The 14,075-nt window shown below is 54.2% G+C and carries 13 protein-coding genes and 1 tRNA gene; 5 read left to right on the top strand and 9 right to left on the bottom strand.

Features of this window, described 5'->3' with window-relative positions:
• The coding region (locus QZX60_RS06840) for a hypothetical protein (protein WP_295362810.1) at positions 1-224 on the top strand (224 nt) is incomplete at its 5' end.
• 457 nt (positions 225-681) lie between these two features.
• Here QZX60_RS06840 and QZX60_RS06835 read toward each other — a convergent pair.
• The 8 genes from QZX60_RS06835 to QZX60_RS06800 form a co-directional block, all read right to left on the bottom strand.
• Entirely contained in the window at positions 682-2,232 is a 1,551-nt protein-coding gene (locus QZX60_RS06835) for a sodium:solute symporter (protein WP_295362808.1), read from the bottom strand.
• Between the two features lie 113 nt (positions 2,233-2,345).
• Positions 2,346-2,422: transfer RNA gene (locus QZX60_RS06830), tRNA-Arg, on the bottom strand.
• Positions 2,423-2,573: 151 nt separating this feature from the next.
• On the bottom strand, positions 2,574-3,842 hold the full coding sequence (locus QZX60_RS06825) for a hypothetical protein (protein WP_295362806.1): 1,269 nt from the start codon (positions 3,840-3,842) through the stop codon (positions 2,574-2,576).
• Positions 3,843-3,913: 71 nt separating this feature from the next.
• A complete protein-coding gene (locus tag QZX60_RS06820; protein ID WP_295362803.1) occupies positions 3,914-7,105 on the bottom strand; it encodes an SMC family ATPase in 3,192 nt (1,063 codons plus the stop codon).
• Positions 7,092-8,321 (bottom strand): exonuclease SbcCD subunit D, encoded by a 1,230-nt coding sequence (locus tag QZX60_RS06815; protein ID WP_295362800.1) that lies wholly within the window; start codon positions 8,319-8,321, stop codon positions 7,092-7,094. Before QZX60_RS06815 ends, QZX60_RS06820 begins: the two co-directional genes overlap by 14 nt.
• A 54-nt stretch (positions 8,322-8,375) precedes the next feature.
• Entirely contained in the window at positions 8,376-8,879 is a 504-nt protein-coding gene (locus tag QZX60_RS06810; protein WP_295362798.1) for a hypothetical protein, read from the bottom strand.
• A gap of 30 nt (positions 8,880-8,909) precedes the next feature.
• A complete protein-coding gene (rd, locus tag QZX60_RS06805) occupies positions 8,910-9,071 on the bottom strand; it encodes a rubredoxin (RefSeq protein ID WP_295362795.1) in 162 nt (53 codons plus the stop codon).
• Positions 9,072-9,138: 67 nt separating this feature from the next.
• Positions 9,139-9,651 carry an HD domain-containing protein gene (locus QZX60_RS06800; protein ID WP_295362793.1) on the bottom strand — a complete coding sequence of 171 codons (513 nt, stop codon included), beginning with the start codon at positions 9,649-9,651 and terminating at the stop codon, positions 9,139-9,141.
• Between the two features lie 367 nt (positions 9,652-10,018).
• Here QZX60_RS06800 and QZX60_RS06795 point away from each other — a divergent pair, with 367 nt between their 5' ends.
• A complete protein-coding gene (locus QZX60_RS06795) occupies positions 10,019-10,447 on the top strand; it encodes an Hsp20/alpha crystallin family protein (RefSeq protein WP_363174782.1) in 429 nt (142 codons plus the stop codon).
• Positions 10,448-10,593: 146 nt separating this feature from the next.
• Complete coding sequence (locus tag QZX60_RS06790; RefSeq protein ID WP_363174781.1) at positions 10,594-11,025, top strand: Hsp20/alpha crystallin family protein; 432 nt, start codon at positions 10,594-10,596, stop codon at positions 11,023-11,025.
• Between the two features lie 213 nt (positions 11,026-11,238).
• Here QZX60_RS06790 and QZX60_RS06785 read toward each other — a convergent pair whose 3' ends face one another.
• The gene (locus tag QZX60_RS06785; RefSeq protein ID WP_295362790.1) at positions 11,239-11,661 is read right to left on the bottom strand and encodes a PaaI family thioesterase; all 423 of its coding nucleotides are present in this window, start codon (positions 11,659-11,661) and stop codon (positions 11,239-11,241) included.
• Positions 11,662-11,808: 147 nt separating this feature from the next.
• On the opposite strand from QZX60_RS06785, the gene QZX60_RS06780 reads away from it, so the two are divergent.
• Both QZX60_RS06780 and QZX60_RS06775 read left to right on the top strand, forming a co-directional pair.
• Positions 11,809-12,978, top strand: a complete 1,170-nt coding sequence (locus tag QZX60_RS06780; RefSeq protein ID WP_295362788.1) for an alanine--tRNA ligase-related protein — start codon at positions 11,809-11,811, stop codon at positions 12,976-12,978.
• A 43-nt stretch (positions 12,979-13,021) separates the two neighbouring features.
• The gene (locus QZX60_RS06775; protein ID WP_363174780.1) at positions 13,022-14,014 is read left to right on the top strand and encodes a pyruvate kinase; all 993 of its coding nucleotides are present in this window, start codon (positions 13,022-13,024) and stop codon (positions 14,012-14,014) included.
• The last annotated feature ends 61 nt before the right edge of the window (positions 14,015-14,075 follow it).

Here is a 14,075-nt window from a genome sequence, read left to right as displayed (position 1 = left end):
TAAAAATAAAAATAAAAATAAAAATAAAAATAAAAATAAAAATAAAAATAAAAATAAAAATGAAAATGAAAATGAAAAGGGAAGGGAAAATGATTGACACAGCAGAATTGCGTATCATTATGAAAAATCAGGGCTACCGTGACGAACAATTAGCTGAGGCTATCGGCTTGTCTCAAAGCGAGTTCTCTGATCGGATGAGCGAGGGGGGTCTTTGGATCGGATGAAATCGATAAAATGATCGAAATTTTACAGATCGAAGATCCAGAAACGATTTTTTTCAAATAGTCCAATTTAATTACGATAAAGTTGTCATTTCAACGCGGTTCCACTGCATTTTGAGAGTTTTGCAATACATTTAATAGTTTCGCTCAGATTGAGCGTTTTTTTATGCCCAAAAACAAAAATCACGGGGAATATCAGCATCGCTTATACGCAATTTAGCGGTAACTTATTTTGTTAAAAAAACAAAATTTTTTTTGATAAAGTGAAACCGTATTTTTAATTAAAAATAAAGAAATTGCCGCTGATTTGGTGTATCGATTGATGAAAAAATATATTAACTAAATTTCAAAACTGTATCATCTACATCGGAGAAGCAGCAAATCAAAAGCAATCAATAAAGCGTTTGACCGAGACCATGGTCTCAGCCAAACGCTTTTATTTTTATGCAATACTGCGCGTTTACGCGTCTTCACTGTCGGACAGGGCTTCGCGCTGTTCAACCAGCACCTTTTTGCCGTAGCAGGCAAAGGTGGCTTCGACGCGTTCGGCGTCGGGCTTCTTTGTGAACAGCGAGACGACGGGCACGATCACGAGGCCAGCGACCATGCAGAAAGCACCAGCGTTGATCGGCGACTGGAGCACCGTCGGCAGGTGGGCGCCGGAAAACAGATCGACAAGCATAAAGCAGACCGCGAAAATGAAGCTGCACCAGCAGCCCGCAGCGGTGGTGCCTTTCCAATACAGGCTGTAGAGGAAGGACGCTAAAAACGCGCCGGCCATCGCGCCCCAGGAAATGCCCATCAGCTGGGCGATGAAGGTCACGTTCGAGTGGTATTGAATCAGCGCGATGACGACGGAGATCGCGATAAAGACGACGATTAAGACGCGCATAATGGCGACGAGGGTGTCGTCGTTCATGTGCTTTTTGGACTGACCGCGGATCAAATCCAGGGTGATTGTCGAGCTGGAGGTCAGCACGAGGGAAGACAGCGTCGACATCGACGCCGACAGGACGAGCACGATGACCACACCAATGAGGAGATCCGGCAGGCCTGAGATCATCGTCGGGACGATCGCGTCGTAGCCGTCCTTGACCACGTCGACCTGTCCCGCAAACAAGCGGCCGAAGCTGCCGAGAAAATAGCAGCCGCCGGCGACGATGAACGCGAAGATTGTCGAGACGACGGTACCAGTGTCGATGGATTTCTCGCTCTTAATGGCGTAAAATTTCTGCACCATCTGCGGCAGCCCCCAGGTCCCCAGGGAGGTCAGCAGGACGACCCCGAGCAGGTTCAGCGGATCGGGCCCGAAGAAGGACGCGAAGACGCCGGGGGTCTTGGAGATTGTCGGGTCGCTGACCCGGGCCATTTTGTCCAGCGCTGCCATGAAGCCGCCCTTGCTGGCGAGCACCGCGGCGATGACTGCGACAATGCCGACCAGCATGATCAGCCCCTGAATAAAGTCGTTGATCGCCGTCGCCATGTAGCCGCCGGCGATGACGTAAACGCCAGTCAAAATCGCCATGACGATGACGCAGACGCTGTAGTCGATGTGGAAGGCCATGCCGAAAAGACGGGACAGCCCGTTGTAGAGAGACGCCGTGTACGGGATCATGAAGATAAAGGTGATGACCGACGCGGCGATTTTCAGCGCGTCGCTGTCGAAGCGCTTGCCGAAAAAGTCAGGCATCGTCGCGGAATTGAGGTGCTGGGTCATGATGCGGGTGCGGCGGCCCAAAACCGTCCAGGCAAGGAAGGAGCCGAGCAGCGCGTTGCCGATTCCGGCCCAGGTGGCGGCGATACCGTATTTCCATCCGAACTGACCGGCGTAGCCGACGAAAACAACCGCAGAGAAATAGGAGGTCCCGTAGGCGAAGGCCGTGAGCCAGGGCCCGACGCTGCGCCCCCCGAGGACGAAGCCGTTGACATCCGTCGCGCGCTTTCTGCAGTAGAAGCCGATCGCGAGCATGACGGCGAAGAAAATGAGAACCAGTGCGATTTTAATAGCCATAAAATTCAATAACTCCTAAATTTAATAAATGATTAAGATTGATTATAGCATAAAAGCAGAAATTCTCAAAAAAGACAAAAAAATAAAGCCTTGAGAGGCTTAAAATAAAAAAGTGGTGCGCCAAAAGGGATTCGAACCCCTGCCCTTTCGGTTCGTAGCCGAACGCTCTATCCAGCTGAGCTATTGGCGCATCTGCTCTCAAAAAGCTTACTTGATTATTATAGCAGTTCAAAAATAAAAATCAAGTCTTATTTTAAAAAAATTCAAAGGAAATAAAAAACACCGGTTGAGCAGTCGAAACTGCAAAACCGGCGCCGTTGATTTTAAAATGAATCGCAAGCTTATTCGTCGTCGTTGTCTCGGATGAACAGGCGCGAGGAACGGTTTGTGTAATGATGGGTTTTAGGTCGACGCTTGCGCTGAGTGGCCCATTGCGGCGTTTCCGTATGAGAAGCGGCGTCGGCGGCAGAGGTCGAAGGCGTGTGGGTGCGCATCGCCGATTTTCGAGCCTTCAGCTGTGCGGTTCTTTTCGCTGACGCTTCGGCCTGACGGACTTTTCTCGGTTCCCATTTCGTGGTCGCGTCGGCAGCGGGCTGCGCGGTTTGGCGTGCCGGCTGTGCTTGACGGATTGGCTGAGTGTCAGCATGCCGCTTGTTTTCAGGCTGCTGCTGGACGTGCACCCGCGGCTGTGCAGGCTTCCGGCGCTGTTCTGTGGCAGCCTGTCTTTGCGCTTGGATTGGTTTCGTATGATGCGATGGGGTGCGTTTGGCCTGGTGAGCCGGCGTTTCCCGTTTCACTTCGGTGAAGATCGGTTCGCGCTTTGGCTTTGGCTGACTCTGCGCAGTGGCGTGTTTTTCAGCTCTGCGGGGCTGAGCTGCACGTTTTTCAGCGGACTGTGCTGCGGTGCGCGATGTGCTGCGGCTGCGCTTTTCGAAATCTTCGGCCAGCACCTGTTTAGCTCTGGCCTTGGCCTGAGCTTGTTTCACGGCGTTGCGGGCCTCGTTTTGATCGATGACCTGAATCTTTGGATGGGCCTGAGTCTGGCGGCGCATTGTGCTGCGCTTGAGATGCGTGGTGTCGAGGGTGACTGTGCCCTGGTGCACTGTGGCCTGAGGTGTCGACGCGGGTTTCGCCTGCGGCTGGGTTTCAATTTCGACCATGTTGTCAGCGCCCTTCATCATGAAATGCATAATCGAACGGAACCAGATCGCGTCGATCTGAACGAAGAGGCCGATGGCGAGGATGCAGAACAGCCCAATGAGAAAATACATCGGGAAGGGCGCCTGTTGATTTTTGACGAGCATCAGAGAGCTCGAGGCGCCGAGCCACACGCCCTGAGCGGCGAGAATCACCGTTTCAAACATGCAGCTGCGGAAGAGTTCGTATTCCTTGCTCGCAAAAATGCCGACGAGCGCCGCGATCAGCGCGGCCGCCATCAAAGCGATCCACACGTAGGGCAGAATGTGCTGATAGAGGGACGGCAGGTTGTTGTATTGATAAAAGCTGAGACCGAGGATGACGTAAACCGCGTCCATAATGAGACAGAAGATGCCAAGCCGTTTCCGAGGCTTGGACACGTAAGTCTTATTGGGTTTTTCCATGCGATTCATAAATACTCCAAATTCTAGTTTAACGGAACTATTATATAAAAATCAGATAAGCTTTGCAAATTCTTAAGGATTTATGCTTTAGCAGATACGACTTTGACGTAGGAGCCGCCTTCCGTTTTGCGCACGATGATCTTGTCATCAACCAGATCCAGCAGCTCGCTGACGTGAGAGATGATGCCGATGACGCGGCCGTTGCGCTGCAGCCTGGCCAGGCAGTTCATCGCGTTGTCCAGCGCGTCGGCGTCGAGGGTCGCGAAGCCCTCGTCGATGAACAGGGTATCCAGCTGGATGCCGCCGCTTTCGCTCTGCACCCGGTCTGAAAGGCCGAGGGCCATCGACAGCGCGGCCATGAAGGTTTCGCCGCCGGAAAGGGATGCGGCCGGCCGCTCTTTGCCGGTAAAATCGTCGTACACCTGAATGGTGAGTCCCCGGCTGCTCTTGCCCTCGGGCTGATCGGCCAGGGTGAGGTGGTAGCGGGAGTCGGACATGTCCTCGAGGAAGGTGTTGGCCGACAACAGGATGTCCTGGAGGTAGGCCGAGAGGATGTAGCGCTCGAAGCTGATCTTCGGGCAGTCCTTGACCTTTCCCTTGACGGTGTCGTAAAGATCGCAGGCAATCCGCTTTTGATGCTCGGCTACCTGCTGACGGGTCAATGTCTTTCGGATGCGCGCGATTTGATCGGTATTGGTCTTTACGCGGAGGGTCAGATCGGCAATGGCGTCGGACACGCGCTTGTGCCAGTATTTGTAGTGATCGAGCCGGGTCTGATTCTGGCTGAGATCGGGCATCGTCTTGCCCGCCAGCTCCTCTTCGACGGCGTCGAGCCGGCTCTGAATGGTGTGGACGTTCTCGTCGTAGCGCGCGATTTTCTGCTCGGTGGACTGAATCTGATCCGTCAAGGTCTTGGTGTCGTGGGATTCGTACACCTGGAAGACCTCGCGGGTCAAACCGTTGACGGACAGCGCGTCGTTGAATTCCTGCTGGTCCTGTTCGAGGGCCGCTTTGGCTTGATGAGCCGCCTGCTCGAGCTGGGCGGTCGAGGCGGAGGCGCTGGCTAAATCCTTTTCGAGCTGCTGCTGCTTTTTCCTGAGGGTGTCCCGACGTCCGGCCGCGTCGTCGACCTGCTTTTGAAGGCCGGCAATTTCGGCGTCGAGCCGGGCTGCTCCGCCGTCCGCGGTCAATCCGGGCAGCACCGCGTCGATGTCGGCTTTAAGCTGATCGATGGCGCCGGTTTTCTGGTCGATTTGGCTTTGAAGGGCCGTCTGTTTGTCAGCGTCGTCTTGAGCCTGAGCTAGGATTTTTTCGTTCTGTGCGGCCGTTTTGGTCAGGGTGTCGAGTTGGCGCTCAATTTGGGTCAGGTTTTCCTGCAGCTTTTCCTGCGCGGATTGATTGGCTTGATTTTCTGCGCTCAGCCGTTTGTGTTCGTCGCGGATGGCGCCGCGCACAGCGTCCAGCTCGCCCTCGAGGAGGGGGGCCATCCACGGGTGGCGGGACGTCCGTTCGTCGAGGACCTGCCGGTCGGCAGTCAGCTCGCGGCTCAGCAGATCGATCTGTCCCTGGGCCGTGTCGGCAGCGCGCTGGGCCTCGGTCAGCTGCTCCCGGCACACCCGCAGGGCTTTGTCGGCGGCGTCCAGCTCGGTGTTTGGCGCGGGTGCAGGGTGGTGCACCGCGCCGCAGACCGGACAGGGCTCGCCGTCGGTCAGGGTCTGGGCCAGCCGTCCGGCGGCCGTCGCCTTGAGCTTATTTTCCAGCGATTCCGCCCGCAGCTTAAGCTTCGCGATTTCGGCGCTGCTGTTTTGACACAGCAGGCGGTTGGCGTCGACGGCTTTCTGCCGCTCGGCCATGCGGCTGCAGATAGTGCCGAGTTCTTTTAAATGCGTCAATCTTTCGCGCGTTTCGTTTTGGGCGCTGCCTTTTTGGATCAGCTCGCCTTGTACATGGTTGCGTTTTTCGCTGAGGGCGTGGATTTGCTTTTGGCTCTCGGCCATCTGTGCCTCGAGGGCTTCGCGCTGCTGGCGCTGGGCGTCCAGCTGCTGCATTTGACGGCGGCAGGCTGCCAGCTCGCGGCTGGCGGCGGTGAGTTTCGCCAGGGTCGTCTTGGCGCCGGTGAGGCGGGAGAGCCGATCCTGCTTGGTCTTGAGGTCCTGAGCGTAGGCGTCGGAGCTGACGGTTTCGAGCTGCGGGCGCAGCGCTTCGATCTGCTGCTTGGTGTCAGCCTGCTTGGCCTTGATTTCAGCCAGAGCCTCCTGAGATTTGGCCTCGCGCTGCTGCTGGCGCATCAGATTTCGGTAAACCGGGAGAATCTGGAGCACTTTGCGGCTCAGTGCGACCCAGCGGCGGTTTTTTTCGATGGCGTCCTGCTGCTCTTCAAGGGCCTGCTGCTGCTGGAGCAGGTATTTTTTTTGATGAAAGCGCTCAATTAAGGCCTCGTCCTTTTCAATCTGCCGGTTGATGGTGTCGATGCGGCTGTCGAAATAGGCTTGTTCTTTTTCGAGCCCTTCGCGGAAGCGCTCGTCTCTGTCGATGTCCTGCTCGAGGGCGCGCAGCAGGTGCGGCACCGGCGCACCCTCGGCAATCAGTTTGGCTGGGTTTGATTTAGGCTTGTATTGAAGGTGATCAATTTCGACCTGTAGCGTCGATTTCAAACGCTCAAAAGCTTCGATGCTGCGTTGACGCGCTAGCTCGACTTGATGTTCGAAGCGCTTGTATCCAGCCATGGAAAACAAGGTTTTCAGCAGGGCGACTCGATCCGAGTCCTTCGCTTTCAACAGCTGACTGAACTGCCCCTGGGGCAGCATGACGATCTGCCTGAACTGTTCGGCGCTTAAGCCGAGGATGCGGTGAATGGCGTCATTGCAGGCTTTGACGGAGGATTCCAACAGGGTGACGGGATTGGCGGACGCGTCGCATTCCCAGAGGGCCGCCTCGGCGGCCTTGGCCACCAGTCTGGTGTTTTGGCGGTTAAAGGCCTGCTGGCGAGGCTGTCTGTAGATTTTGTAGGTTTTCGGTCCGACGCGGAAGACGAAGGAGACGCAGCAGAGTTTACCGGGGTCGGCAAAATCGCTTTTAATGGTGTCGATCGGGCGGTCGCCCGGCGTGCTGGTTTCGCCGTAAAGGGCGTAGCAGATCCCATCAAATAAGGTCGACTTGCCGCTGCCCGTCGGCCCGGAAATCAGGAAGAGATGGTTTTTCAGCGCTGAAAAGTCGATGCGCTGGTCCAAAAACGGGCCAAAGCATTGAAGGTGTAGACTAATGGGACGCATGGGATGCTCCTTCCTCGGCGGTCTCCGCCGTGTGCTGCGTTTCGCCGCCCTCCGCGTGGGCGGCGCCGAAAAGGGACTTGGCGAGCGCGGCCTCTTCTTCAGGCAGGGCTTCGCCGCGGATCGTCTCGTAGAAATCCGAGAACAGCGTCATCGGATCGTTGAGATGCTCCTTGATCCTGCGCTGTTTGTCCGTGCCATCGACGGTCTGGCTGTGGGCGTAGGTCATTTCCAGCACGTTGGGATAAACCTCGCGCAGCCCGTCCATCGGGTTGGTGACGCGGATTTTGTCGGTGAGGACGGCTTTGATGTAGTCGTCGCGGTTTTCCTGGGTGTACGCGGCTAGTCCTGTCAAATCGTCGAAGGGGCCGGAGATGATGCGCAGGTCCCGCTTCGCCGGAATCGGAATGAGCTCGATCTCGGGAAGGGCCTGCCGGTTCGGGTCGAGGGTGACGACCGCAGCAGATTTTTTCTGATTGACCTCGGAAAACGAATATTTAAGGAGCGATCCGGCGTAGCGGATTCGGTTGCTGCCGACCTTCTGCGGGCGGTGAAGGTGGCCGAGGGCGACGTAATCAAAATCGGAAAACAAATGGGAGGAGGCGTAGGCAATCCCGCCGATTTCGATGGGGCGCACCGAATCGTCGAGGGTGTCGGCAGTGGGCGGCGCGGAGAGAATCAGCCCGTGGGAAATGAGCACGTTAGGCTGACCCAGGTTCATTCTCGGCCGGATATGGGCGACGATGTCGGCGTACATCCCGTTGTAGTCTGGGATGCTTTCGGTTTCGGCAGCGGTGTGGTATTCGACCGGCTTGATGAAGGGCACGGCCCAAAAGGCTGTGGGAACGGTGTCGCCTTGCCCGGTGATTTCGATGGGACCGGCCTCCGGGTCGTAGGCACCGCGGAAGTAGAGGCCTTTGCGGGCGAGGATGGCCGAACCGTAATCGAGGCGGCTGCGCCCGTCGTGGTTGCCGCCGATGACGATGACGGGGATGTGGTCGTCGAGAATCAGGTGGGTGAGGATCTCATCGACGAGTTCGAGGGCTTCCCGGGGCGGGATGGCCCGGTCGTACAGATCGCCGGCGATGAGAATGACGTCTGGCTGGACATCGTGGACGATGGAGAGAAAGGCTTCGAGTGCGCAGCGCTGGTCGTCGATCAGCGAATGCTGGTCCAAAACCCGTCCGATGTGCCAGTCTCCGGTATGCAGTATTTTCATTTCGTCCTCCGATAAAGAAAAACCCATCCGCAGAAAAGACGGATGGGATCTGAATTATTTTGAAATTAAACGGCGCAGTGAACGGTAAAAGCTGTCACTGCATTGAAAATCAACGCGGCAGGTTTCGCCGTCGCGGTTGTACAGCAGCGTGTAGAACTTCAAATCGTCGAGCTCCTTCGGGGAGACGGTGTATTTGAAAGTTTTGCCGGTGACGAGGCCGTCTTCGTTGAACTGGCTGGTGCGCCACAGTCCGATGATGTGAGAAATCGGAATTTCCGCGACGATCTTGTGATACAAAACCGTCACGCGGCGTTCGATTTCCAGACGTTCGTGGGTCAGCAGCAGGTCGTACATCGTGCTGTCGAATCGAAGCAGAAGCACCAGGGCAATAGCCAAGGCAATCGTCGTGACCAAACTGAACCGCTGGGCAGTTGCAGGATGGGTTCTGCTCATCACGTAGTAAAAGGTGATGTAGGCGACGAGAATCACGCAGATCACGAGCGAGGTCTTGCCGGACATCTGCTTGTTGTGAACTCTTTCCTGGGCTTTAATGGCCATGCTTTCCTCGTTTTAGAAAATTACAGGAAATTATTCGACGACTTCGAAATCGTCTTTGCCAACGCCGCAGTCTGGGCATGTCCAATCGTCTGGCAGATCTTCAAATGCGGTTCCCGGGGCAATGCCATTATCCGGATCGCCCTTTTCAGGATCGTAAACATAACCGCAAATGGTGCATTCGTATTTTTTCATAGGGATTCTCCTTTCAAGTATTGCATGGTTAATATTATAATGAACAAACTGGCCGCTTGCAAGAAAATTAATGGCTTTTGGCGAGAAACATCCGTTCGATCAGCGAAATGCCGGTGTTGGTTTTGAAAACTTTTTCACGGGCATTGGCGATCGCCGTTTCGGAGGCGCCATCCTCGTAGAGGTTGACGAGAAAATCCGATTCGATCAGAATTTGATAATCGATGCCGTCGACCTGTTCGGGGTCGTAGGTGTGATGGTGGCCGATTAAGAACAGCACCCGTTCGATCTGCGCTTCGGTGAAGCCGCCGATTTCATCTAAAATGCGGCGCGCGATCGGCGGCCCTTCAAGCTCTTGATAATGGCCGGCGGTGGAGTGGTATTTTTCTTCACAGGTGTGGATGCCGATGTCGTGCAGAATGGCAGCCACTTCCAGCAGAAAGGCGGGCTCGGCAGGGACATTTTCTCGGCTGGCAATGTAATCCGCAAAGGACTGGACCTTTAAGAAATGCTGAATGCGTTTCGGATCGCCCGCGTCGATGTCAACGGCCGCTTGAATGACTTCTGTCAGTTTATGATTCATACAAACGTTCCTCTCTCGTATAAATATAAAAAAATTATACCATAAATCGGACAGCCCCGCTTTTATAAAATTATATAAAATCAGCTTATCTTATATGCGGGTATTATCTTTAAATATATTAAAGAAAAGAAACCGCAGCAGCTTGCAACATAAATAGTTCGGGACAGCCAAATAAATTAGAAAACTTAAAAGAAAATAAAGAACGAATAATTGTTAGCACTCAACGCTTGACAGTGCTAACAAATCGGACTATAATACAGTTGTCGAAAGGAAAGAGAGACACCAAGACAAAGACATGAAGCTGAATCCCCCGAGAGAGACAACCCGAAGGATTGAGCATCAAATTCAAATTAGGAGGTTATGAATCATGTTACCAAGCGTATTTGGAGAAAACTTATTTGATGAATTTATGAACAGTGCATTTGACCAAGGCTTCTTTAGAAATGCCGCAAGACACGACATGATGAAAACCGACGTCAAGGAATCTGATGATGGGTATCAATTGGCAGTGGATCTGCCGGGCTTCAGCAAAGATGAAGTGACCGTGAAACTGGAAAACGGCAACCTGATCATTTCAGCGGAAACGAAAAAGGTCGACGATCAGAAGAACGACAAAGGCGAATACGTCAGACGTGAACGCTACGCAGGCAGCTGCAGCAGAAGCTTCTATGTAGGCGACGCCGTCGACAAGGATGACATCAAAGCGAAAATGGACGATGGGGTATTAACCATCAGCATTCCGAAGAAAGATCAGAAAGCGATCGATCAGGAACAGCAGATCATGATTGAAGGCTAACGCTTAAGCGGGTAGCCTGAATTCGGCAAAGTATTCAGCCATCCGGTCCTTTGACCGGATGGGCATTAAGAAAAATCCATCAGCCGGAAAAACGGCGGGTGTTTCCAAATAAATGAAATTAGACAATTAACAGGAGGTTGGAAATTATGTTACCAAGCACTTTTGGAGAAAATTTATTTGATAGTTTATTCGATACAGCATTTGACCGCAAGTTTTTCGGCAATGGAAACACATCACGGGCTAACGTGATGAAAACTGACGTGAAGGAATCGGACGATGCCTATACCGTTGACATCGAACTGCCGGGCTTCAAGAAAGAAGATGTGTCGGTCAGATTTGAAAACGGCACATTGACCGTAACTGCGACAAAAGCAGACAGCAGCGACCAGAAGGACGAAAAAGGCGCTTATGTCAGACGTGAACGTTACAGCGGCAGCTGCAGCAGAAGCTTCTATGTCGGCGATGACATCAAGAAAGACGATATCAATGCGAAGATGACAGACGGTATTCTGACGTTGACGATTCCGAAGAAAGGCAAAGAAGAAATCGAAGCGTCCAAGCTCATTCAAATCGATTAAGGTTATGAACCGATTCTTGAACAGTAAGCCATAATATCCTTTCAATTAACGAACAACATTCTAGACACAAATCTTTTTTAACATCCATTCAATATTCTTAAACGGCCTGCCAATCCACACACTCCCCCAGCGGGCCGTTAACTCCTTTAAAATTAATCACAACACAAAAAGGCGATGCGCAGGCATCGTCCTTTTTTATGTTCAGAATGATTTTCAGACGCGGACGCCGTTGACTGTGACGTCCGCGATTTTGGTGCCGAGATCGTCGGTAACGTGGATCAAGAAGGAGCAGGTGCGCCGCCCGGCCTTTACGCATTCGGATTCCGCGTAGAGGGTGTGCCCTTTAGAGGGGTTCAGGTAAGTGATGTGGGCGTCGAGGGAAACCGTATCCGGCTGGCCGGTGTTGGAAGCGATGGCGAAGGTGAAATCCGCCAATGTGAAAATTGCGCCGCCCATGACCATGCCGAGGCCGTTGCGGTGGTCTTCGGTGATCGGCATGCCGCATTTGGCGTATCCCGGCGCGACGTCTAACAGGGCACATTCGGTTTTTTTCGTGGCGAAGCGGTCTTTGGCGAAACGTTCTTTCGTTTCGGCAAAGAGCAGGGCCTTTTCTTCTGAGTTGAGTGTATTTTTCATTTTGGGTTGTCCTTTAAAATAGCTTTTATTATTTTCATTATATCAAAAAAGTGCGCTGTAACTTCAAGCTACCACCAAATTCATCACATCACCCTTATCGGTTTAGGTTATACTAATCTCATATCAAGACGAACGGAGGGCTTTGACATGGAAGAATTTGAAGAATTGTTTTACCGCGAACCGTACAGAAAGACCTTTGACGCGGAAGTCGTCACGTGTGAAAAGGGAAAGGGCGGCTGGCACGTCGTTCTCGATGACACGGCGTTTTACCCGGAAGGCGGCGGACAGCCGGGCGATCGGGGCAGGCTGAATGACATTGCCGTGATGGACACTCAGAGAATTGACGGTCAGGTGGTTCACCTTTGTGAAAAAGCGATCGCACCGGGAACGTCGGTTCACGGTAAGCTGGACTGGCAGTGGCGGTTCGAGAACATGCAGTCCCATACGGGTGAACACATCGTTTCGGGGCTGGTCCACAAGAAATTTGGCTACGAAAACGTCGGCTTTCACATGGGAGACGTTATTCAGATTGATTTCGACGGAGAAATGACCTGGCCGGACGTGATGCAGATCGAACGCGAAGCCAACGCGGCCGTTTACCGCAATGTGGACGTGAGGTGCTGGTTCCCGGACGCGGCGGAACTTCAGGATCTGCCTTACCGCTCGAAAAAAGAACTGAATGGGCGGGTCAGATTGGTGACCATCGACGGCGTGGATCAGTGCGCGTGCTGCGGGACGCAGGTCAAGCGTACCGGCGAAATCGGAATGATCAAGCTGTTGTCGCTGTCGGCCCATCGCGGGGGCGTGCGCATCGACATGCTCGCCGGTGCCCGTGCCCTGGCCTATACGGAAGGGATTTACCGCGAAAATGAAGCCATCTCGCATCTGCTCAGCGCGCCGATGACGTCGACCGCGGCCGCCGTTAAAAAATTGCTGAACCATGCCGATGAGATGGAGATGCAGGTGCACCACTGGATGGCAGTTTCGCTGGAAAATCAGGCGGAACGCATTGCCGACGGCGAAAAGCTGGTCCTGCTGTTTGAAAAAGGGATGGACCGCAACACCATGCGCCATTTCGCGACACAGCTGCTCGACGAAAAGCACTGCGGCACGGTTGGCATGTTCAACTTAGAAGACAACGGCGCCTACAGCTACATGCTGCTGTCAGGCAGTGTCGCGCTGCGCGGCTGCGTCAAAGAGTTGAACGAAAAGCTGAACGGCCGAGGCGGCGGCAAGGACAACATGATCCAGGGCAGCTTTAAGGCCGACAGAGAAACGATTGAAACGATGATTCGGCAGATGTGGGATGCGCAGTGAGCGTCATCTGTTCAACACACAAAGCGCTTGAGGAGGGATAACCTTGACTGAAATTTACGGCACATTGGGCCCGGCCTGCCAGTCGGAAGAGACGCTGGCGGCGATGTTTCGAGAGGGCATGACGGGGATGCGGCTCAACCTCTCCCACACGTCTCTCGCGGACAGCCGCGATATGATTGAAAGCTATCAAAAGGCGGCCGCCGCTCAGGGCGTTTCGCCGGAGCTTCTGATCGATCTGCAGGGGCCGGAGCTTCGCCTTGGCAAGATGGCGCCGGTTGCGGCTGAGTCAGGCCAAAACCTGGAGCTGCCATTGGCGGCGCGCATTTTGGAGGCCCTCGAACCGGGCGATCGGGTGCTCATCGACGACGGCAGGATCGAAGCGTCTGTCGTCAGCGTCGGGGATCAGCGCGCGGCCCTTCACGTCCTGCGCGGCGGTGTCATCCGCAGCCGAAAATCCCTGAAGATCGAAGGCAAGGACGTCGCCGGCCCGGCTCTGACGGCACATGACAAGGCCAATCTCGCAGACGCCAGAAGGTGCGGCGTCACAGCGGTGATGGAACCCTTTGTCACCAATGCAGAAACACTGCGTGAACTTCGCGCGGCGCTGGACGACGCGGGTCTGGCCGACGTGCGGATTTTCGCCAAGATCGAGAATAGGCAGGGTGTGCGGGCGCTGCCGGCACTTTTGCCGGAGGCGGACATGATCGTCATTGCCCGTGGCGACCTCGGCAACGATATGCCGCTGTGGGCGCTGCCCGCCGTGCAGAAGGATATCGCCGCCGCGTGTCGGCAGGCAGAGGTGCCGTTTATGGTCGTCACGCAGATGCTCGCCTCGATGGCGGACGCCCCTGTGCCGACTCGCGCGGAGGTTTCCGACATCTTTAATGCGGTGGCGGACGGCGCCGCCGCCGTTATGGTGACGAATGAAACAGCGGTCGGGCATTATCCGGCTGAGGTGATCCGCTATCTTACGAAAACCGCGGCTGAGGCAGAGAAATGGACAGCGGCACAGGCATCTTCCGCGGCGGATAGATGAACGCAACGCTCCGACTTAATAGAAATTTAAAATAGTATTAGTATTTTACCGTGATGAAGTG

The sequence above is a fragment of the uncultured Pseudoramibacter sp. genome (assembly GCF_903789625.1).
Lineage (GTDB): Bacteria > Bacillota > Clostridia > Eubacteriales > Eubacteriaceae > Pseudoramibacter > Pseudoramibacter fermentans.
This window is presented reverse-complemented; position numbering and strand designations above follow the sequence as displayed.

Bases quoted from the DNA above. Each gene is read 5' to 3' on its own strand.
- QZX60_RS06780 (WP_295362788.1), top strand. From the start codon at position 11,809: ATGGAAGAATTTGAAGAATTGTTTTACCGCGAACCGTACAGAAAGACC.
- QZX60_RS06785 (WP_295362790.1), bottom strand. From the start codon at position 11,661: ATGAAAAATACACTCAACTCAGAAGAAAAGGCCCTGCTCTTTGCCGAA.
- QZX60_RS06790 (WP_363174781.1), top strand. From the start codon at position 10,594: ATGTTACCAAGCACTTTTGGAGAAAATTTATTTGATAGTTTATTCGAT.
- QZX60_RS06825 (WP_295362806.1), bottom strand. From the start codon at position 3,842: ATGAATCGCATGGAAAAACCCAATAAGACTTACGTGTCCAAGCCTCGG.
- QZX60_RS06820 (WP_295362803.1), bottom strand. From the start codon at position 7,105: ATGCGTCCCATTAGTCTACACCTTCAATGCTTTGGCCCGTTTTTGGAC.
- rd (WP_295362795.1), bottom strand. From the start codon at position 9,071: ATGAAAAAATACGAATGCACCATTTGCGGTTATGTTTACGATCCTGAA.
- QZX60_RS06800 (WP_295362793.1), bottom strand. From the start codon at position 9,651: ATGAATCATAAACTGACAGAAGTCATTCAAGCGGCCGTTGACATCGAC.
- QZX60_RS06795 (WP_363174782.1), top strand. From the start codon at position 10,019: ATGTTACCAAGCGTATTTGGAGAAAACTTATTTGATGAATTTATGAAC.
- QZX60_RS06810 (WP_295362798.1), bottom strand. From the start codon at position 8,879: ATGGCCATTAAAGCCCAGGAAAGAGTTCACAACAAGCAGATGTCCGGC.
- QZX60_RS06815 (WP_295362800.1), bottom strand. From the start codon at position 8,321: ATGAAAATACTGCATACCGGAGACTGGCACATCGGACGGGTTTTGGAC.
- QZX60_RS06835 (WP_295362808.1), bottom strand. From the start codon at position 2,232: ATGGCTATTAAAATCGCACTGGTTCTCATTTTCTTCGCCGTCATGCTC.